Origin of the sequence: Gemmata sp. (genome assembly GCF_051859125.1) — a bacterium.
Taxonomy (GTDB): domain Bacteria; phylum Planctomycetota; class Planctomycetia; order Gemmatales; family Gemmataceae; genus Gemmata.
In genome coordinates, this window is the sequence record NZ_JBHYGG010000045.1 from 1 (window position 1) to 19,613 (window position 19,613).

The 19,613-nt window shown below is 71.5% G+C and carries 16 protein-coding genes and 1 tRNA gene; 9 read left to right on the forward strand and 8 right to left on the reverse strand.

Annotation, left to right across the window (positions count from 1 at the left end):
• The coding region (locus ACTIGN_RS05870; protein ID WP_439621876.1) for an ISAs1 family transposase at positions 1–342 on the forward strand (342 nt) is incomplete at its 5' end.
• Positions 343–1,145: 803 nt separating this feature from the next.
• Here ACTIGN_RS05870 and ACTIGN_RS05875 read toward each other — a convergent pair.
• The 4 genes from ACTIGN_RS05875 to ACTIGN_RS05890 form a co-directional block, all read right to left on the reverse strand.
• Positions 1,146–1,370 (reverse strand): hypothetical protein, encoded by a 225-nt coding sequence (locus tag ACTIGN_RS05875; RefSeq protein WP_439621877.1) that lies wholly within the window; start codon positions 1,368–1,370, stop codon positions 1,146–1,148.
• Between the two features lie 119 nt (positions 1,371–1,489).
• A tRNA-Val gene (locus ACTIGN_RS05880) sits at positions 1,490–1,561 on the reverse strand.
• A 97-nt stretch (positions 1,562–1,658) separates the two neighbouring features.
• Complete coding sequence (locus ACTIGN_RS05885) at positions 1,659–1,943, reverse strand: twin-arginine translocase TatA/TatE family subunit (RefSeq protein ID WP_439621878.1); 285 nt, start codon at positions 1,941–1,943, stop codon at positions 1,659–1,661.
• A gap of 502 nt (positions 1,944–2,445) precedes the next feature.
• Positions 2,446–3,096, reverse strand: a complete 651-nt coding sequence (locus ACTIGN_RS05890; RefSeq protein WP_439621879.1) for a hypothetical protein — start codon at positions 3,094–3,096, stop codon at positions 2,446–2,448.
• 280 nt (positions 3,097–3,376) lie between these two features.
• Between ACTIGN_RS05890 and ACTIGN_RS05895 the strand changes: the two genes are divergently transcribed.
• The 8 genes from ACTIGN_RS05895 to ACTIGN_RS05930 are packed head-to-tail and all read left to right on the forward strand — an operon-like array spanning position 3,377 to position 12,917.
• Positions 3,377–5,344, forward strand: coding sequence for a chemotaxis protein CheA (locus tag ACTIGN_RS05895; RefSeq protein ID WP_439621880.1), 1,968 nt, complete (start codon positions 3,377–3,379; stop codon positions 5,342–5,344).
• A gap of 14 nt (positions 5,345–5,358) precedes the next feature.
• Positions 5,359–5,820, forward strand: a complete 462-nt coding sequence (locus ACTIGN_RS05900) for a chemotaxis protein CheW (RefSeq protein WP_439621881.1) — start codon at positions 5,359–5,361, stop codon at positions 5,818–5,820.
• Between the two features lie 44 nt (positions 5,821–5,864).
• On the forward strand, positions 5,865–7,940 hold the full coding sequence (locus tag ACTIGN_RS05905; RefSeq protein ID WP_439621882.1) for a methyl-accepting chemotaxis protein: 2,076 nt from the start codon (positions 5,865–5,867) through the stop codon (positions 7,938–7,940).
• Between the two features lie 51 nt (positions 7,941–7,991).
• Positions 7,992–8,828: a CheR family methyltransferase gene (locus ACTIGN_RS05910; protein ID WP_439621883.1), complete on the forward strand. Its 837-nt coding sequence runs from the start codon at positions 7,992–7,994 to the stop codon at positions 8,826–8,828.
• 22 nt (positions 8,829–8,850) lie between these two features.
• Complete coding sequence (gene cheB, locus ACTIGN_RS05915; protein ID WP_439621884.1) at positions 8,851–9,882, forward strand: chemotaxis-specific protein-glutamate methyltransferase CheB; 1,032 nt, start codon at positions 8,851–8,853, stop codon at positions 9,880–9,882.
• Positions 9,882–10,256 carry a response regulator gene (locus tag ACTIGN_RS05920; RefSeq protein ID WP_439621885.1) on the forward strand — a complete coding sequence of 125 codons (375 nt, stop codon included), beginning with the start codon at positions 9,882–9,884 and terminating at the stop codon, positions 10,254–10,256. Before cheB ends, ACTIGN_RS05920 begins: the two co-directional genes overlap by 1 nt.
• The gene (locus ACTIGN_RS05925) at positions 10,253–10,873 is read left to right on the forward strand and encodes a chemotaxis protein CheC (RefSeq protein WP_439621886.1); all 621 of its coding nucleotides are present in this window, start codon (positions 10,253–10,255) and stop codon (positions 10,871–10,873) included. The genes ACTIGN_RS05920 and ACTIGN_RS05925 overlap by 4 nt, the downstream gene beginning before the upstream one ends.
• A gap of 37 nt (positions 10,874–10,910) precedes the next feature.
• Positions 10,911–12,917 carry an ATP-binding protein gene (locus tag ACTIGN_RS05930; RefSeq protein WP_439621887.1) on the forward strand — a complete coding sequence of 669 codons (2,007 nt, stop codon included), beginning with the start codon at positions 10,911–10,913 and terminating at the stop codon, positions 12,915–12,917.
• A gap of 26 nt (positions 12,918–12,943) precedes the next feature.
• Here the strand turns inward: ACTIGN_RS05930 and ACTIGN_RS05935 are convergent, their stop codons facing one another.
• The 4 genes from ACTIGN_RS05935 to ACTIGN_RS05950 all read right to left on the reverse strand — a co-directional run bounded on the left by ACTIGN_RS05935 (position 12,944) and on the right by ACTIGN_RS05950 (position 19,424).
• The gene (locus ACTIGN_RS05935) at positions 12,944–14,200 is read right to left on the reverse strand and encodes a lactonase family protein (RefSeq protein WP_439621888.1); all 1,257 of its coding nucleotides are present in this window, start codon (positions 14,198–14,200) and stop codon (positions 12,944–12,946) included.
• A 37-nt stretch (positions 14,201–14,237) separates the two neighbouring features.
• Positions 14,238–15,353, reverse strand: coding sequence for a hypothetical protein (locus ACTIGN_RS05940; protein ID WP_439621889.1), 1,116 nt, complete (start codon positions 15,351–15,353; stop codon positions 14,238–14,240).
• Between the two features lie 237 nt (positions 15,354–15,590).
• A complete protein-coding gene (locus ACTIGN_RS05945; RefSeq protein ID WP_439621890.1) occupies positions 15,591–16,964 on the reverse strand; it encodes a DUF1552 domain-containing protein in 1,374 nt (457 codons plus the stop codon).
• 39 nt (positions 16,965–17,003) lie between these two features.
• Positions 17,004–19,424 (reverse strand): DUF1592 domain-containing protein, encoded by a 2,421-nt coding sequence (locus ACTIGN_RS05950; protein WP_439621891.1) that lies wholly within the window; start codon positions 19,422–19,424, stop codon positions 17,004–17,006.
• Positions 19,425–19,613: the final 189 nt, after the last annotated feature.

The window sequence follows — 19,613 nt, forward strand, 5'->3', positions numbered from 1 at the left end:
GACGTGTCGTTCCGGGAGGACGAGAGTCGGGCACGGGCCGGCCACGCGGGGGCGACCCGCTACGCCGGGACGGCGGCCGAGTTGGGCCGGTGGGTGCGGGGCCACTGGGGCATCGAGAACGGACTCCACTGGGTTCTGGACGTGGTGTTCCGGGAGGACCGGAGCCGCATCCGGGAGGAGAACGCCGGGGCCAACCTGGCGAAGGTCCGGCGGGTCGCCGTATCGTTGCTTCGGCGGGCACCGGGCAAAGGTAGCGGAATAACCAAGCGGCTCAAGGCCGGGTGGGATGAGGACTACATGCTACAGGTGCTGCAAGGAATTACAGCACCTGTAGTGCGGTAGCCCTGCCAAAAGTGCTGATCCTCCGCGAACTGGCGCCTGGGGGCCGGGTCGACTTGCCTGACAGATCCGCTGGCCGCCCTGCCAACGGGCCTTGACGTGGATGGTACAGTCACTCACTTCAGCAACTTTCCGAATGGGTCGCGCCGCGACCCCACCCCACACCCCTCGGAGGCCAGATGGCCGAGTGGATTTACCGGGCTGCCGAGAACGACGCAAACCTCGACACCACCCTTGACCTGATCACGGTCCACGGATTCTTTAACCGCCCGGCCTTCAACGTGAACGGACAGTTCGTGGGGAACGTGAGGCGGGTGGAGGCCGACGACGTCATCCACGTCGCGTTCTCGCGCCAGCATTGCGGGAGGGTGGCGTACGAGGGGATCGGGAGCCTCCGGATCCTCGGCGACCGCCACCCGGACCACGGCGCGTGGGTCGAGACCAACGCGGGCGAGAGGTTGCCCCTGTTTCGCGTCCGTCCCGGCTCCCCCTGGAAGAGTCGATCGGCCGGACGGCGTACCCCCGCGACCCGAGACACAACGAGTACACCGGGTGGCACGTCCGCGAGGTCGAACCGCGGACCATCGACTTCACCGGCGAGATGTTCCCGGGAATGGGGGCACTCCACTCGATTGACGACGCACCGCCGGAAGACGTTGTCATTCCGATACCGGCGGCCGTACCCCCGCCGCCCGCCCCGGCCGCCGCGGCCGGCACGATCTGGCTGTCGGCCGGCCGGGCCCTCGGGGTCGATTGGAGCGGGGCGGCCGCGGCCGGGGCCAAGGTGTGGGCGGCGACAATCACGTTCACCGAGACGGGACCGAAAGCGGCGGACGCTCTTCGGGGAGTTGCCGGTTGTTTGTGAGCCACTTGGCGATGAGGTCGTCGTACGCCGCCTGGACGGGGGCGGGCGGCTTCTTCCCGCGACTGACGAGCCAGTGGCCGAGGTAGAATTCGCGGCCGTTCAGGGTAACGTACCCCTGGTTTTGGGCGCGGTGGCGGCAGAGCTTGGGGGTGGAGGGAGTTGGCATGGGTGCAACCGAAAAGAGGCGCATTTCCGTGGACTACGGAAATCGCCTCGGTTTCAGACAGCACCCCGGGCCGCCCGGAGGTTAACGCAAGTTGTTGCGTCGTCGAGACTTGAGCAGAGTGGGCGATACAGGATTTGAACCTGTGACTTCGTCCGTGTGAAGAACGCACTCTACCACTGAGTTAATCGCCCGGATATCTTCTTGTCCTCTGATCGATGGCCCGCGAAGGTACGGGCCGTCGGTCACTCTTCATCGATACGGAGGTCGCGTTCGCTGTCAAGGTTCGCGTCACACCTTCGGCGGAACGCTCGGGGAGGTCGGCGCGTCGTCGAAGGTCGGCTTCGGCGTCGACGGGGTCACGCGTTGCGGAGCCTTGACCGGTTCCGGCTCGATCGCCGCCCGCGGGCTCGAACTCTCGCTCACCTCGTCTTCCAGGCCCTTTAAACCCTTGCGGAACTCAACGGCCGTTTTGCCCAGCGACCGACCAACCTCGGGCAACTTTCGCCCGAACAGTAGGACGCCCAAGACGACCAGCAACAGGATTTCTTGTCCGCCGAGTCCAAACATTGCCATTCCTCCTCGTTGGGGTGGTACGAAAATCTCTCTAGATGCGGAGGAGGTTGAAGGTAACCCCAGCCGGGAAGGCGTGTGCTTGCAAGCTGTTATTGACTATAACCACCCCCCCGCAACCGGGCAAGAACGACAAGAAAAATCTTCGCCGAACGGCACCGCTTGCTGGGCGTGCCAGGGGATTGGGGGCTGTTGAGGACGAAACGTCGCAGATCGGTGTGGTGGTCACGAGAATGATTCCGGGCGCCTCCCCACCCCACGTCCGGAACCAAGCGTTCCAGGTCCGGAACCATTCCATTCGACCGGAAGAAAGAGTGTCAGACTGCGTGGCGAACTGAGCCCGAGAGGCGCATTTCTCTCGCCCCACAACTCTTGCGGCGAGGTCGATCGGAGGGAAGCGTCTGGAGGTCGCACGATTCCGGAACCCAGTGGCACACCCACGCTCGCTGCTCACCCAAAGGACCAACTTCTCGATTGCGGAATTAGGAAGCACGGCGTGACCGCGTCAGCCGGGCTCATTCGGGGCGAGCCCGGTGGCGTCGAAGTACGCCTGGCGGACGCGGTCGAGGACTGCCGAGTGCTCGGTCACCCGGTCGACGATGACCGGGCCGCGGAGCACGTACCACACCCACAGAGCTACCGGTAGCAGGGCGGTCGAAAGGATCGCCGTCACCAGCAGGGCCACCGCCAGACCCGTGTCGTCGGTGCCCATGACACGACGCGTGACCAGCACGGCCCACGCCCAGAGCGCGATCAGCGCGACCAACATCCCGGCACCCGCCAGGACGAATCGGTCCGTGAACCGGGCGTGCCGCTCGCACGTGGTGACTGCGACGAGAGTGGTGGGCGGGTCGCGGGGCGGGTTACTCGGCTGCGGAGGGGCGGGGGCGCGCGGCCGCGTGACCCAGCCGAGAAGGGCACCGAGTCCCTTCACGAGTTCCCACAGGGCGAACGGCAGCAGCAGCAAGCCGACCGCAGCCGACACGGGGTCGTCGCCCACCGGTACGGCGCCGAGGTCCGTGCCGCCACCTGCGGCCCCGGCCGGCTTGTGGTTCGCCACCCGCCACTCCCGTTTCGCGACGGCGACCGCCCCGCAGTACATACACACCATCGGGAGCGGGGCAGGCTTCTTCCGCGAAATCGTCAACTCTGGCATCGGCTACTGGTCCCCCGAACGCGGTACGCAGGCGAAGACGTCGGCCGTCGGCCGTGCCGGTCTTGAGCCGGGCCGGTACACGCGAGCCCTGGCCCACCGCCACGCAATGCGAAGGCCGGTTGCACGAGTTGTACCGCCTGTGCGCCGGACCATTTCACCGGGGATCGACAGTTCAAACTGTGACGACTGGGTAAACTGACGATTCCGGCGTAACTTTGCAGGGCCGCCCCCGCTCCGACGGGTGCGTCGGTCTCGCGACTGCCGTCCGACCCGGGGTTCCGTGTCTCCGAATGACCGCAACGACCTGACCGAGTTGTTCGCCGACTACCTGGTCGAGTGCGACGAGCACCTCACCGGAGCCCGGAGCGCATTACTCGCGCTCGAGGCGCAGCCCGGCGGGGCCGGACCGGACGTCCTCGACACCCTGTTCCGCCACTTCCACACGCTGAAGGGGCTATCCGGGATCGCCGGGGTCCGCGAGGCGGAGCGGGTCGCGCACCACCTTGAAAGTTACCTGGCCGAGGTCCGCCGCGGAACCGTCGCGTTGGCGGCCGACGGGGCGGACGCACTGGTCGAGGGGGTCAAGGCGCTGGAGGCCGCAATCGCGGCCCACCGGGACGGTCTCCCACCGCCCGAGACCGGTCCCCTGGTCACGCGGCTGGGAGCGCTCGTCGCGGGAGCGGGTCGGGCGGGGACGGCTGCCCCACCGCCCGCGCCATCCGGCGTCGCGCCCGACAAGCGGGAACAGATCCGTGCGGCGGTCCGGGGCGGGGCCGGGGCCTGGCGGGTGACGTTCGCGCCGTCGGCGGCGCTGTCCGAGCGCGGGGTCACCGTTGGGGCGACCCGCGAGCGGCTCCGGGCCGTCGGTGAGATCGTCTCGGCCGAACCGGTCGCGGTCCCCGGGGGGGGCATCACGTTCACGTTCCTGGTCACGAGCGGGGACGCGGGGTTCGCGGAACGGGTCGCGGGGGAGGGGGTCACGGTCGCCCCCTACGACCCGCCGGACCCCGCCGCCCCGCCGGCCCCGGACGCACCGTCCACCGCGTCCGCACTCACCCCGCTCACGCCCCGGAGCGTCGTCCGCGTGGACCTCGTCCGGCTCGACGAACTGATGACCACCGTGGGCGAGTTGGTCATCACCCGGGCGCGGCTCGACGGGGCGCTGGAGCGGGTGGCGGCGGCGCTCCCGGCGGCCGAGCGGCGGGAACTGGCGGAGACGAGCCTGACCGTGGAGCGGCAACTCCGCCACCTCCGCGAGGGGGTGATGCGGGTCCGCCTCGTCCCGGTCCGGGACGTGTTCGCCCGGATGCGGTTCGTGGTCCGCGACCTGGCCCGCGAAACGGGTCAGGGGGTCGACCTCCACCTCTCCGGCGAGGACACGGAGATCGACAAGTACGTGGTCGAGCGCCTGGCCGACCCGCTCCTGCACCTGGTCCGCAACGCGATCAGCCACGGCCTCGAGCCGGCGGCCGAGCGGGTCGCGGCCGGGAAGCCGCTCCGGGGCCGCCTGGACCTGCGGGCCGCGGCGGCGGGGGGGGCGGCCGTGATCGAGGTCGAGGACGACGGCCGCGGGATCGACCCCGAGCGGGTGCTCGCCCGCGCCCGGGCCGCGGGCCTCGTTCCCCCGGGCGGGTGGGCCGACCCGTCGGCGGCCCTGGACCTGATCTGCACCCCCGGGTTCTCGACCCGCGACGCCACCGACCGAGTCAGCGGCCGCGGGGTCGGGATGGACGTGGTCCGCCGGGCGGTCGAGGAGCTGGGGGGCACGCTCGACATGGCCACCACGCCGGGCCGCGGCACCCGGTTCACCGTCCGCCTCCCGCTCACGCTGGCCATCGCCGACGCGCTGATCGTCGCCGTCGGCCCGCAGACGTACGCCGCGCCGCAGACCGCGGTCCGCGAGGTGGTCCTCGTCGAGCCCGGGGCGGTCACCACGCTGGAGAACAACGAACTCCTCCGGCACCACACCGGCGTGCTCCCGCTGCTCCGGCTGTGCGACCTGTTCGGCACCCCGCGGCCAACGGGGGCGTACACCGCGCTCGTCGTCGGCGAGGGGCGGCACGCCGTCGCGGTGGCGGTGGACCGCGTGCTGGGGCTCCGCGAGGTCGTCGTCCGGCGGCTCTCCGACCCGCTCGTCCAGGTCCCCGGACTGGCCGGCGCGACCGAACTGGGCGACGGGCGGGCCGTCCTGATTCTGGACGCGGTCGGCCTCGCCCGGTACGCCCGGACCCGCCGCCGCACCCCGTGACCCCGGAGCCCGCCGTGGCGACCGCCGAACCGTACATCCTGTTCGAGCTCGCCGGCACGGCCTACGCCGTCCCGAGCGCCGCCGTGGAGCGGATGGAGATGGTCGAGCACGTGACCCCGGTGCCCAACGCCCCGGGCTACGTGGACGGGCTGGTGTTCTCCCGCGGGCGGGTCGTCCCGGCCGTGAACCTCCGCCGCCGGTTCGGGTTCGCGGCGGCCGAGTACGGCCCGCAGACCCGGCTCATCGTGGTCTCCCAGGGGGACCGGCTCGTCGGGCTGATCGTGGACTCCGCGCGGGCGTTCGTCACCATCGCGGCCGACGCGGTCCAGCCCCCGCCCGAGGGGCTGGCCGGCACCAGCGGGAACTACCTGGCCGGCGTCGCCACCGTCGCGGACCGGGTGGTCCTCATCCTCGACGTGGCCGAGGTCTTGAAGGGCGACGCGGGCGCGGCCCCGCCCGAGCCCCACCGGGCGTAGCCCCCCCGGCCCGAACACCCAACCATTCCGCACCGGAGAGAACGATGGCCACCGAGTCCGCCGACATCGGCCGCCTCCGCGAGGAGACCGAGGGGGTCGCCGCCGCGGCCGACGAGATCGCCCGCGTCGCCGGCCAGGTGCTGACCGGCACCAAGGCCCAGGCCCAGGCCCTGGAGGACGCCACCGCCTCGGCGAACGAGGCCGCCGCCGCGCTCAAGGAGACCGCCGGGCAGGCGGCCGCGGTCGCCGGGTCGATGGAGGAACTCGCCTCCTCGATCAACGAGCTGGCCGCGTCGACCGAGCAGGTCAACGCGAACACGGTCGCGTTCAACACCGGGCTGACCGAGACCGCGGCCTCGGTCGAGGAGACGGCCGCGGCCGTCCGGGCGGTGACGGCCAACGCCCAGGACATGGCGGCCGCGGTCGCCGAGGTCCGCGGGGCGGTCGTCGAGGTCGCCGCGTCGGTCAAGGGCGTGAGCGACGACACGTCGTCCCTCGCCACCGCGGTCGAGGAGAGCGCCACGGCCGTTGAGGAAATGAGCCGCTCGATCCAGGGCGTGGCGCGGGGCGCCGACGAACTCACCTCCGCGGCCGAGGCGGCCGCCGCGGCGATCAACCAGATGGCGTCGTCCACCGAGCAACTCGCAGCCACGGCCGAGGGGCTCACGACGGAGGTCGAGGGCGTGGCCACCGGCATCGAGCAGGTGGCCCGGTCCGCGGCCGCGGTCGCGACCAGCGCCGAGCGGATCACCGAGGCCGCGACCGGGGCCGCGGGCAGCGCCGCCCAGCTCGACCGGTCCATCCACGCCGTGGCCGGGCTCGCCCGCCAGGCCGACGAGACGACCCGCCGGGTCGCCCGCGACGCCGAGGAGGGCGGCGCGGCGGTCCAGCAGTCGATCCAGGGGCTCGGGCGGGTCCGCGACTCCATGTCCCAGTCCGCGACCGTCATCAAGGAAATGGGGAAGCGGGCCGGGGAGATCGGCGGCATCGTCTCGACCATCAACATGATCGCCGAGCGGACCAACCTGCTGTCGCTCAACGCCTCGATCGAGGCCGCCCGGGCCGGCGAGGCCGGGCGGGGGTTCGCGGTCGTGGCCGAGGAGATCCGCAACCTCGCCAACCGGGCCGCCCAGGCCACCGCCGACGTGTCCGCGATCGTCCGCGGGCTGCAGGAGGCCGTTCACGAGGTGGTCGCCGCGTCCAGCGACGGCGCGAAGGTTGCACAGGAGAGCAGCCAACTCGCCGAAAGCGGGATGGCGGGGCTCAAGAAGATCCTCAACGGGCTCCAGGAGACGTCCCAGGTCGTCACCCACATCGCCCGCGCGTCCGAGGACCAGCTCCGGGCCGGGCAGCACGTCGTCGAGGCCATCGGCACGACGGCCGCGCAGTCCCGCCAGGTGGGCGCGGCCGCGGCCGAGCAGACCCGGGCCGCGCAGGGGATCGTCCAGGCGACCGGCCAGATGCGGAAGATCGCCCGGCAGGTCGCGCAGGCCATGGGCGAGCAGGGGCGGGCCTCCCGGGACATCATCAAGGCCGGGCAGGTCACGCGGACCCTCGCCCAGCACGTACGCACCGCGACCGGCGAACAGGCGGCCGGTGCGGGCCAGATCACCCAGGCGCTGACCTCGATGCGGCGGTCCGCGGCGAGCACGGCGCGGGCGGTGGGGGAGCAGGCCCGGGCCGCCGACGCCGTCGCCCAGGAGGCGGACCGCATGGTCCGGTTGGTCGCCGACGTCACGAAGGCGATGGGCGAACAGGCGGTGGCCGCGAACCACGTCGCGCGGGCCGTGGAGGACATGCGGCGGCAGTCGACTCAGGTCTCACAGGCCGTCCTCGAGCAGGGCCGGGCGACGAAGGAGATGACGGTCGCGGCCGAGTTCATCTCGAAGCAGATGGCGCTGATCACGCGGGCCAACCGCGAGCACACCGTCGCGGCCGAGTCGATCCTGAAGTCCCTCACCGAGATCCGGGCCGTCACCGACCGGAACGCGAGCGGGGTCCAGGACTCGCGGCGGGCCGCCGACGGGCTGCGGGAGCGGGCCGAGGTACTCGCCGCCGTTGCGGGCCGGCTCGGGCGGGCGAACCCGCCGCCCCGGCCCCGCCGGGGCGGGAAGCAATAAGATGAGCCTTCCGGTCGTCGGCCGGCGGGACTGCGCGAGGGCCGGGTGCTCATGAGGTTCAACGCGGGAAGCACAGAACTGCCGGTCGGGGTGTTCATCCTCCTGAGGGATCTGATCCGGGACCGGATCGGCGTTTCGTTCGACGACGACAAGCGTGACCTTCTCGCTTCGAAGCTCGGGGACCGACTCGCCGACCTGGGCCTGAAGTCGTTCCTCGACTACTTCTACCTGCTCCGGTACGGCCCCGGGGCCGACGCCGAGTGGCCGCGGTTGACCGACGCGCTCTCCGTGCAGGAGACGTACTTCTGGCGCGAGATCGATCAGGTCCGCGCCCTGGTCGACGTCCTCGTCCCCCGGCACGTCGCCGCCGGGCGGGGGCCGGTCCGCGTGTGGTCGGCCGCGTGCGCGACCGGGGAGGAGCCCCTGAGCATCGCCATGGCGCTGAACGAGGCGGGCTGGTTCCGCCGGGCCGAGGTCGAAGTGGTGGCCAGCGACGTGAGCCCGGCGGCGCTGGAGAAGGCCCGCCGCGGGGTGTACCGCGAGCGGTCGTTCCGCGCGCTGCCCCCGGCCCTCCGGGACAAGTACTTCGCGCCCGTGGCCGGCGGGTGGCGGGTGGACCCGGAACTGCACGCGCGGGTCCGGTTCGCGGCCGCGAACCTCCTGGACCCCGCGGACACCGGCCCGCTCGCGTGCTCCCCGTTCGTGTTCTGCCGGAACGTGTTCATCTACTTCTCGGCCGCGACCGTCGCCCGGGTGGTGAAGCACTTCGCCGAGCGGATGCCCCGGCCGGGCTACCTGTTCCCCGGGGTGTCGGAGTCGCTCCTGCGGGCGACGACCGCGTTTCAGCTCGAAGAGATCGGGAGCGCCTTCGTGTACGTGAACCGGTAACCGCGCGGCGGGCGGAGGGGTCGTGAACGGGATCGTTCGGGTTCTCATCGTCGACGACTCGGCCTACGTCCGCCAGGCCGTCCGCCAGATGCTGGCCCGCAGCCCGTTCATCGAGGTCGTCGGGGCGGCCCGGGACGGCGAGGAGGCGCTGGAGCTGGTCGAGGAGCTGCGCCCGGACGTGGTCACGCTCGACCTGAACATGCCCCGGTCCGACGGGCTCGACTTCCTCCGCAAGCAGCTCGCCCGCCGCCCGGTGCCGGTCGTGATCCTGAGTTCCGCGAGCGAGAGCGGCGAGCTCGTGGTGCGGGCGCTGGACGCGGGGGCGGTCGCGGTGGTGCAGAAGCCGACCGCCCTGGCGACGGAGAAGGTGTTCGGCATCGCCGACGACCTGGTCGCGACGGTCAAGGCGGTGGCCGCGGCGCGGGTCCGCCCCGGCGGCCCGGCCGCGGCCCCGCGGGGGCCGGTGCCGACGCCCCGCCCGGTGCGGACCGACGTGCTCGTGATCGGCGTCTCGACGGGCGGGCCGCACGCGCTCAAGCGGCTGATCCCGCAACTCCCGGCCGACTTCCCGGTGCCGATCGCGATGGTCCTGCACATGCCGGTCGGGTACACCGAGCTGTTCGCCCGGAGCCTCGGCGAGGTGTCGCGGGTGGCGGTCGCCGAGGCCCGGGACGGCGACGTTTTCCGCCCCGGCTTGGCCCTCCTGGCCCCGGCCGGCTATCATTTGTCCTGCGCCCGCGGGGCCGACGGCCGGGCCGTCGCCCGCCTCGGCATCCTGCCGATGGACACCCCGCACCGGCCGGCCGCGGACGTCCTGTTCCGGACGGCGGCCGACGTGTTCGGCGAGCGGACCCTCGCCGTCGTCCTCACGGGAATGGGGTCGGACGGCACCCAGGGGGCGGCGTGGATCAAGGCCCAGGGCGGCCGCGTCTTCACCGAGGCGGAAGACACCTGCGTCGTGTACGGGATGCCGCGGTCCGTGGTCGAGGCCGGGCTGAGCGACCGGGTCGTGCCGCTCGATAAAATGGCAGAATCGATTCTCGGAGCACTGTGATGGCCAACATCCTGGTCGTGGACGATTCCGCCCTCTCCCGGCGCGTGTCACGCCGCATCCTCGAGGGGGCCGGGCACGCGGTCACCGAGGCGGCCGACGGGCTCACCGCCCTGGAGCGGTACTCCCTCGACCGGCCGGACCTCGTCCTCCTCGACGTCACGATGGCCGACCTCAACGGGCTCGAGGTGCTCCGCCAGTTGCGGACGCTGGACCCCGCGGCCGTGGTCGTGATGGCCACCGCCGACGTCCAGACGTCCACCCGGGTCCTGGCCGACGAGGGCGGCGCGGCGGGGTTCGTGCCCAAGCCGTTCGATGGGGTCTCGACCCTGCGGGCGGTGGCCGCCGCGCTGGCCGGGCAGGGGGGCGCCAAGTGACCCTCTCCGAGAGCCAGAAGGACGCCGTCACCGAGTTGGTGAACATCGCGTTCTCGCGGACCGCGGCGGCCCTCTCCGAGTTGACCGGGAACCGGGTCGAGCTCACGGTGCCCGAGGTGTCCGCGCACGCGATCGCCGACCTCATCCCGGCCCTCGGGCAGTTCGTCCACGGGGAGGTCGCGACCGTCCACCAGATCTTCGGGGGCCCGGTGTCCGGGGACGCGTTCCTGCTCCTGGACATCGACGGCGCGACCCGGCTCGTGTCCCTGCTGGCCGAGGCCGGCGCACCGACCACGCAGATGGGGGAGTCGGCGCGCGAGGTCCTCGCCGAGGTCGGCAACATCCTCCTGAACGCGTGCCTCGGCGTGTTCGGGGACCTGCTCGAGGTCCGGTTCACGTTCGCCGTCCCCCGGCTGCACCTGGACTCGCTCGGCTCGATGATCGACTCCCTCCTGATCGGGGCCGACGAGATCCGCCACGCGCTGCTCATCGGCGCGCGGTTCCGGGTCCGGGGGAGCGAGGTGACCGGGTGCATGGTCCTCGTGCTGGGCGTGACCTCCCTGGACCTGTTCGTGGCGGCGATCGAGGGGTGGGCCGAGCGGGCGACCCGGGCCTGAAACGGGGCGGGCGGCCCGCCGCCCGCCGGGGGGACTGATGGGCCTTTCGCGTGTTCTGTTCGGCCAACTCGACGCCATCGGCGACTGGGGGCTCGTCGCGACCGACGCGGACCTGACCGTCACCGGTTGGAACCGCTGGCTCGCCCTCCGGAGCGGGATCCCGACCGACGCCGCCATCGGCCGCCGCCTGTACGACCTGTTCCCCGAACTCGAGGCGCGGGGGCTCGACCGGTACTACCGGCAGGCCCTCGCCGGCCAGACCGCGATCCTCTCCCAGCGGCTCCACAGGTACGTCCTGCCCCTCCCGTCGCCGGGGACCGACGGGGGCCGGATGCAGCAGTCGGTCCGCGTCGTGCCCCTGGTGGCCGGGAGCGTCGTCGAGGGGACGCTGACGATCGTCGAGGACGCGACCGAGCGGGTCGCCCGCGAGGCCGACCTCCAGAACCGGAGCCGCCAGCAGGCGGCGCTCGCGCTCTCGGCCCGCTCCGCCCTGGCCGGGCACGACATCGGCGCCGTGTGCCGCGCCGCGGTCGGCCACGTCGCCGAGACGGTCGGGGCCGACTTCGCCGAGGCGCTCGAACTGCGGGGCGACGGAACCTGGGCTGCGCTCGCGGGTGCGGGGTGGGGGCCGAACGCCCCCGAGCCGGCGGCGCGGGGCCTCCTGGACCGCGACGCCGAGGTCGTGGTGCTGGGCTCCGAGGCGAGCCCGGACGCCCACCTCGCCGCACGCGGCGTGACCTCGGGGCTGGTCGTCCGCATCCCCGGCCGGGGGGCGACGCCGTTCGGGTTGCTCGCGGTCTACGCCCGGGCGGCCCGCCGGTTCACCCCGGACGAGGTGCAGTTCGCCCGCGCGCTGGCGGACATCGTGGGCACCGCGGCCGAGCGGAAGCTGCTGGAGGGGGAGCTGCGGGTGCGGGCCGAGGCACTCGCCGAGGCGGACCGCCGGAAGGACGAGTTCCTCGCGATGCTGGCCCACGAGCTCCGCAACCCCCTCGCCCCCGTACGCAACGCGGTGCACGTGCTCCGGGCCACGCGGGCCGGCGACCCCGCCGTCGTTCGCCTGGCCGACCTCCTGACCCGGCAGGTCGGCCACATGGCCCACCTCGTCGACGACCTTCTCGACGTCTCGCGGATCACCCGGGGGAAGGTCGAACTCCGGAAGGTGCGGATCGACCTGGCGGACCTCGTCGGGGCCGCAGTCGAGACCGCCCGCCCCCTCATCGAGGCCCGCCGGCACGACCTCCGGGTCTCGCTCCCGGCCGAACCGGTGCTGGTCGAGGCCGACCCGACGCGCCTCACGCAGGCCCTGGGCAACATCCTGACCAACGCCGCGAAGTACACCGAGGACGGCGGCCGCATCCGGGTCGCCGCCGGGCGCGAGCGGGGCGAGGCCACGGTGAGCGTTCGCGACACGGGCATCGGGCTCTCCCAGGAGATGCTGACCCGGGTGTTCGACCTGTTCACCCAGGAGAGCCGCACCATCGACCGGTCGCAGGGCGGGCTGGGGATCGGGCTGACGCTGGCCCGGCGGCTCGTCGAGATGCACGGCGGGACCGTGCGGGCGGCGAGCGAGGGGCCGGGACGGGGGAGCGAGTTCGTGGTGCGGCTGCCCGCCCTGCCCGCGGGGGCGGGGGGCCCCGAGCGGGGGCCCGCCCCGGAGCCCGCGCGGGCCGCCCACCGCCGCCTCCTCATCGTGGACGACAACGTCGACTCGGCCGAGAGCATGGCCGAACTCCTCGCCCTGTTCGGCCACGACGTGCGGACCGCCCACGACGGGCCGGCCGCCCTGGCGGCGGCCCGCGACCAGGGGCCGGAGGTCATCCTCCTCGACATCGGCCTCCCCCACCTCGACGGGTACGAGGTGGCGCGGCGGATCCGACAGAACCCCGACCTGCGGTCCGCGACCCTCATCGCGATGACGGGGTACGGGCGGGACGAGGACCGCCGCAAGACCGGCGAGGCCGGGTTCGACCACCACCTGGTCAAACCGGTGGACATGGAGGAACTCGGCCGGATCCTGCGGTCGCTGCCGGTCCCGCCGTAGCGCCCGGGCCGGAGCGGCCCGCCCCGCTACTTCAAATCGAGAAACGCGACGTGGGACGGGTTGCCGACGGGGGCGTAGTGGCCCGTGAACGCGAGGCCGCCCGTCTTGCGGTCCGCCCGGAACACGGTGACGTGGTCCGCCCGCTGGTTGCAGCAGTACAGGAACGTTCCGGTCGGGTCGAACGTGAAGCTCCGCGGGTAGTTCCCCCGGGTCCACTCCTCGCCCACGAGCGTCAATTCGCCCGTCGCGCCAACAGACAGGATGCCGATGCTGTCGTGGAGCCGGTTCCCGACGTACACGAACTTCCCGTCCGCGGAGCCGAGGATCTCGGAGCAGAAGTTGCTGCCCGCGAACCCGGTCGGCAGCGTCGAGACCGTCTGCCGGGCCTTCAGCCCGCCCTTCTCGCCGTCGTAGTCGAAGAGCACCACGGTCGAACCCTCCTCCTGCACGGAGTAGAGCCAGCGGCCGTTGGGGTGGAAGTGGAAGTGCCGCGGGCCGTCGCCGGGCGGGAGCGACACTGACGCCGGGTCGTTGGCGGTCAGCGTGCCCTTCGCCTCGTCGAACTTCCAGACGAATATCGCGTCGAGCCCGAGGTCGACGTGCAACACGAACCGGCCGCTCGGGTCGGCCTGGATCATGTGGGCGTGCGTGCGGTCGTGGCCGCTGAAGGCGAAGCTCCCCTTCGGCGCGTTTGGTGCCCTGGTCGGGCCGATCTTGCCGGCGTCGGTCTTCACGTCGGTCGCGGTGCCAAGTTTCCCGTCCTCGACAATCGGGAGCACCGCGACCGAGCCGCCGAAGTAGTTCGCCACGAGCACGAACTTTCCGGACGGGTGGACGCTGACGTAGGTGGGTCCGGCCCCGCCCGAGGGCACCGTGTTGAGCAGCTTCAGTGAGCCGTCGGTGCGGTCGACGGCGAACGCGCTGACGGTCCCCACCTTCTCGGGCCCGACTCGGTCGGTCTCGTTCGCGGAATAGAGTCGGGTGCCGGCAGCGTTCACGGCCAGGCAACTCGGGCTCGTGCCCATCTCGTGGGTGCCGACCTGCGTCATCGCCCCGGTGTCGCGGTTGACCGTGAACCGGTGGATGCCGCGGCCGTTCCCGGGCGGCAGGTCCACCTGGGTCGGGAGGGTGTCCCGGAGCGGCGAACTGAACGTGCCGACGTAGGCGATCAGCGGCCCACCCGCCTTTGCGTGCGCGTTTGCAGCGCCGAGGGCAGGAGCCGCACCCGCGAGTGCGAGGGACGACTTCAGGAACGTGCGCCGGGAGCCGGTGGGTGCCGTCATTGCGTGGTCCTGCGGGGGCGAAGGTCGCGGGAGTCGGTTACGGGTAGAGCCGCTCCTCGCGGGGCAGGTCGTCCACCTTCCAGTCGCCCGGGAACAGGCGGACGACGCGGCCGGGGCGGTACCCTTCGAGGAGGTTCGACGGCTTGAACTGCACCCGCACGCCGCTGCTCCCCGGCCCGGCGGCCCCGCGGTCCACGGCCAGGATCGGGCCGCGCTTCACGTCGTTGATCTGGTCCCAGGTGCGGAGCGAGTCCTCGGCCACCGCCGCCGCGACCGGCACGCCGACCGCGAAGGAGTCCACGAGTTTCGGGTCGAACCCGCCAAACACGAGCACCTCGACGGTGCCCTTCTTGTTGTCCACCGCGGTGACCCAGCCGGCGAGCCCGTGCTCCCGCTGGTACAGGCGGTGAACCTCGACCTGCCGGGCGGTCGCGGCAGCGCGACTGTCGGCGTCGATCCAGACGTCGGTGACGCGGCCAGGCCCCTTTAGCGTGCAGACGGTCAGGTTCAATTGCACCGTTTGCCCCGCTTCGACGTCGGCCAGTGTGCCGAAGCCCTTTCCCTTCCAGACCCGCGTGACCGGGCCGACCTTGAACACCGTCGGCTTCGCATCGGCTTTGCCGTCCTTGTCGACGCCAGTGACGGTGAGCGTGCCCGCGTCGGGCTGCACCGCGTCCACCCGCCAGGCGCGGCCGAGCCGCGCGTTGTGGCTGAAGTCGTCCTCGAACTTCAGCACGCGGGTGAACGTGGCGGGCGGCGGTTGCTGCCCCTTCTTCGCCGGGGCCTGTAACGGGTCGGCGTAGAACCGGCCGTGCAGGTGCGTGCCGATGGGGACGTCGCGCAGCTCGGCCGGAGCGCCGTGGTAGCTCAGCGAGCCGAACGGGAGCAGCACGAACGGCCGCGCGATGTCCCAGTCGCCGCGGCGCTGGGTGTCGTCGCGGTCGGGGCGGATCGTCCCGGTGCGGTTGACGTGGTCGATCGCGATGAGCTCCCCCGAGACCGCGTGCCACGACCCCTCCGGCGGGAACTCGGCGGGCCTGAGCTGGAACCACGGGAGCTTCTCGTCGCCGCCGTCGGTGCGGAACGGCGGCTCCGCCGCGAGACCGGTGTGCGATGCGGTCAGGATCAGCGAGAGCGCGATCAGGCGAGACATGGGAGCTTCCGGGAGTGCGGATCAAAAAGTGAGCCACGGATGAGCACAGATGAACCACGGATCAGAGCCAAGTAGGAGCCGCACGATTGAAGGCGATCGTGACACGATCGAGTCAGAAGGTAGTGTTTGAAATCAATTCTTCTGACGGATCGTGCCTTCAGCTGTCTTCGATCGTGCGGCTCAGTTCGGCTCTGTCCTATCCGTGTCTCATCTGTGCTCATCCGCGGCTCAATGTTCTCAGGCGAGCACTTCGGTGAGCGGGGCGGTGCTGTCGGCGAACTTCTCGGTCTCGACGCCCATCTTCTGGGCCATCGTGACCAGCAGGTTCGCCAGCCGCGCCTTCTCGTCCACCGGCCGAGAACAGACACCGTAGTGCGAGCCGGGCGTGGCGAGGTCGTACTTCTTGATCTTCGGCAGGTTGAAGTCCAGGTGCTTGCCGTGCTTGAAGCCCATCGCTTTGCCGCCGGCCAGCACGAGCGGCAGGTTCGCGTTCCCGTGGCTGTGGCCGTAGCTCATGCCGCTGCCGAACAGCACCATCGTCTGGTCGAGGAGCGTGCCGTCGCCCTCCTTGACCGCGGCGAGTTGGTCGAGGAAGTACGCGAACTGCTCGGCGATGAAGGCGTCGCTGCGGGACAGCCGAGCCATCTGCTCGGGGTCGCCGTTGTGGTGCGACAGCTCGTGCCGCGTCTGCGGGATGCCGATCTCGGGGATCGCAAGCCCGTTGCTCTCGCTGCCGCTCATGTACGTGACCACGCGGGTCATGTCGGTGCGGAGCGTCAGCACGATGAGGTCGTACATCGTGCGGTAGTACTCGCCGGCCTCGGCCTTCGACACGTTCCGCGTCAGCTTCTCGCCGGTCGCCTTGTCGACGGTCGGCTTCGGCACGTTCAGCCAGGCGTCGAGCCGCTCGGTGCGGACCTCGACGTCGCGGACCGCGTGGAGGTACTCGTCGAGCTTGTTGCGGTCCTCGCCGCCGAGGTTCGTGCGGAACGTCTTGGCGTCGGACAGGACCGCGTCGAGGACGCTGTGCCGCCGGTTGAGGCGGCGGCGCTGCACGTCGATGCCGCCCGGCTCGGCCCCGAACAGGCGGTTGAACACGGTGCGGGGGTTGTCCTCGGCGGGCAGCGGCACGCCGTCGCGGGACCAGCCGAGGGTGGTGTCGCCGCGGGAGATGGACAGTTCGAGCGAGCCGAACCGCGTGTGCGGGGCCGTGACCTCGGCCATGAGCTGGTCGCACGACACGGTGTTGCGGAACGCGCCGCCCTCCTGGCTCACCTTCGCGCCGGTGAGCCAGATCTTCGCGCACTCGTGGGCCTGGCCGAGCCCGTGCGGGTGGTGGAGCCCGCTGATCGGCGTCACGACCGCCCGGTGCTTCTCCAGCGCCTTGAGCGGCTCGCTGAACTCGTAGTCGGCCCCCGGCTTGGTGATCTGCCACGTCAGCACGTTCACGCCGTTGGGGATGTACACGAACGCGGCCCGCCGCGGCTTGGTGACCGCGTCGGCCGCCCGCAGTGGGGCCATGCAGTTCAAGAGCGGCAGCGCGACCGCCGCCCCCGCCCCGCGGAGGAAGTGCCGGCGGTCGAGCCGCTTCAGGCCGAGAATGGTGCTCATCGGAGGGTCCGTGGGGTGGGTGGTCGTGGGCTTTCGCGCTTACCTGTGCTGGAACAAATCCGATAGCACCAGCGCTTCGATCGTGTCGGCAAGTTTGTAGTCGGCCGCCTTGCCCTTCGCGGCGATCTTCGCGAGTTCGGCATGATCGGCGAGGCTGGTGGTGCGGCGGATGGCGAACGTCGCGAGCTTCTCGACGAACGCGGCGTTGAACTTGTCCAGGTCCGCAACGAGGAGCTTCTTGAACGCGGCGGGGTCGGCGAACGTGCGGCCGTCGGCCAGTTCGCCGCTCGCGTCGACCTTCGGGTTGTCGCCGGCCCCGTCGTTGGCGACCTCCTCCGTGCGCCACCGGCCGATGGCGTCGTAGTTGTCGAACGCGAGGCCGAGCGGGTCGATCTTCTTGTGGCACGCGGCGCAGTTCGGGTCGTTGCGGTGCGCGTCGAGCTTCATGCGGATCGTCGCCTTGGGCTGCGTCGCCGGCGTCGGCTCGATCGGCTTCACGTTCGCCGGCGGGGGCGGGGGCGACTTCCCGAGGATCGACTCCAGCACCCACTTCCCGCGGTGGACCGGCCGGTGCCGGGTGCCGTCGGACGTGAGCGACAGCACCGCCGCCTGCGTCAGCAGCCCGCCGCGGTGGTCGCCGGGCTTGAGGCTGACGCGCTGGAACCTGTCCCCGGTCACGCCGGCGATGCCGTAGTGCTCGGCGAGGCGGGCGTTGAGCACGGTCCAGTCGGAGTCGAGGAACTCGCGGAGGCTCAGGTTCTTGTCGAGCACCTCGCGGAAGTACCCGGTCGTCTCGCCGATCATGCTCTTCTGGAGGTAGTCGTCGTAGTCTGGGTACAGCTTCTTGTCGGGCGGGAACATGCCGACCATGCGCAGTTGCAGCCACTGCCGCGGGAACGCCTCGGCGAACCGGGCCGCCTTCGGGTCGCGGAGCATCCGGGCGACCTGCGCCTTCAGCACGTCGGGCCTGCTCAGCGAGCCGTCCTTCGCGGTGCGGAACAGTTCCTCATCGGGCGTCGTGCTCCAGAGGAAGTACGACAGCCGCGACGCGAGTTCGAACGGCGTGAGTTTGGTTCGGTCGGGGGCACCTTCGACGAGGTAGAGGAAGTCCTTCGAGCACATCACCGCGACGAGGCCGGTCTTGAACGCCGCGTCGAACTTCTCGCCGCTCTTCACCTCGCCCTCGACGAGCTTCGCGAACCGCTCGACCTCGGCCGGGGCGACCGGGCGGCGGAACGCGCGCCCGGCGAACTTCGTCAGCGACTCGCGGAGCTGTGCGGGGTTCGCCTTGTCCTGCGGCGTGTACTCGCGCTGGGCGAACGTCGGCCCCGGCTCGACGAGCGGGCCCTCCCACTCGACCGAGTCCACGATGAGGAACGGCACGATCGGCTCGCCGGCCTCGTCGGTGAGCTTGAGCTGCCACGGGCGGCGGCCGTCCTTGATGCTGAAGAACGGGCGGCGCGGGTCCGAGCGGCCCGACCGCGGCAGGTTCGACGGCCCGGGCACGTCGTTCGACATGCGGAAGTTGTGGTTCCCGGCGGGCAGGTGGGTCGTGAACTCCACGGTGGTCGGCTTGTCCTCGGGGGCGACCACGTCCTGCTCGTGGAGCATCCGGTCGAGGTTCACGGCGTAGAACGCGAGGTGCGGGGCGCGGCCGCCGGCCGGCTTCAGGCCGCTGAGCGTGACGCGGACCTTGTAGTACCCCGGTGCGGGCAGCGCGACCCCCGGCCCGACGCGGCCGCCCTGCAGGTCGTGCCCCGGCCACAGGTCGACGCGGACCTTGTCGGCGAGCCCCTGGGCCGCCAGCGCCGCCCGGTCCGGGCCGCCGCGGAGGTCGATGGCGTCCCTCTTCTTGCTGATCGGCACGGGTGCCTTGTCGGGCATCGCTTCGGCCAGCACCGCCTCGGCCGCGGCCATGTACTTCTCGACGTGCGACGGGGACAGCGACAGCACGCTGCCGATCCGCTCGAACCCGTGCCACTCGGGGTCGTCCGAGAGGCCGTTCGGGTCGGTGGCGTCGAACGTGACGCCGAGGAGGTCGCGGACGGTGTTGGCGTACTCCTCGCGGGTCAGCCGGTGGAACGACACCTTCTCGCGCTTCGCGAGCCGGGCCGCCTCGCCCTCGCGGAGCTTGCCGGTAATGGCCTCGACCACGCGGGCCGCCTCGTCGGCCTTCGGCTGCTTGGCGGTCTTCGGCGGCATCTCGCCGGTGTTCATCCGCTCGATGACCTCCATCCACTTCATCGTGGACGGGCCGGTGGCGAAGTCGCGGGAGAGCGCGTCGAGGCGGAACTCGCCCTTCTGCGTCTTGGCGTCGTGGCACCGGTCGCAGTACGCGGCGAAGAACGGGACGACCGCCTTGTCGAACTCGGCGTCCGTTGGCGGGGCGGCGAGTGCGGGGGCGGTGAGCGTGAGGAGCGCGGCGAGAGCGGCCGGGAGCGGGAGCCGGGTGTGGGGCATCGGAACTTCCGGTCCCTGGCAGGGGACGCAGCGTGGTCGGGAGCCGTGGCGGGGCGGGCGCACCGGGGCGGGTGAGAAGAGTCTACCCGACCTCCGCCCGTGCATCAACACTTCAGATGGGAACGGGATCAGAGTGGGTATGCGTCGCGAAAGTTGGTGGGAACTGTGTTCAGTTCGGTGTAGCTTTGA

Bases quoted from the DNA above. Each gene is read 5' to 3' on its own strand.
- ACTIGN_RS05875 (WP_439621877.1), bottom strand. From the start codon at position 1,370: ATGCCAACTCCCTCCACCCCCAAGCTCTGCCGCCACCGCGCCCAAAAC.
- ACTIGN_RS05885 (WP_439621878.1), bottom strand. From the start codon at position 1,943: ATGGCAATGTTTGGACTCGGCGGACAAGAAATCCTGTTGCTGGTCGTC.
- ACTIGN_RS05890 (WP_439621879.1), bottom strand. From the start codon at position 3,096: ATGCCAGAGTTGACGATTTCGCGGAAGAAGCCTGCCCCGCTCCCGATG.
- ACTIGN_RS05905 (WP_439621882.1), top strand. From the start codon at position 5,865: ATGGCCACCGAGTCCGCCGACATCGGCCGCCTCCGCGAGGAGACCGAG.
- ACTIGN_RS05910 (WP_439621883.1), top strand. From the start codon at position 7,992: ATGAGGTTCAACGCGGGAAGCACAGAACTGCCGGTCGGGGTGTTCATC.
- ACTIGN_RS05920 (WP_439621885.1), top strand. From the start codon at position 9,882: ATGGCCAACATCCTGGTCGTGGACGATTCCGCCCTCTCCCGGCGCGTG.
- ACTIGN_RS05930 (WP_439621887.1), top strand. From the start codon at position 10,911: ATGGGCCTTTCGCGTGTTCTGTTCGGCCAACTCGACGCCATCGGCGAC.
- ACTIGN_RS05935 (WP_439621888.1), bottom strand. From the start codon at position 14,200: ATGACGGCACCCACCGGCTCCCGGCGCACGTTCCTGAAGTCGTCCCTC.
- ACTIGN_RS05940 (WP_439621889.1), bottom strand. From the start codon at position 15,353: ATGTCTCGCCTGATCGCGCTCTCGCTGATCCTGACCGCATCGCACACC.
- ACTIGN_RS05945 (WP_439621890.1), bottom strand. From the start codon at position 16,964: ATGAGCACCATTCTCGGCCTGAAGCGGCTCGACCGCCGGCACTTCCTC.
- ACTIGN_RS05950 (WP_439621891.1), bottom strand. From the start codon at position 19,424: ATGCCCCACACCCGGCTCCCGCTCCCGGCCGCTCTCGCCGCGCTCCTC.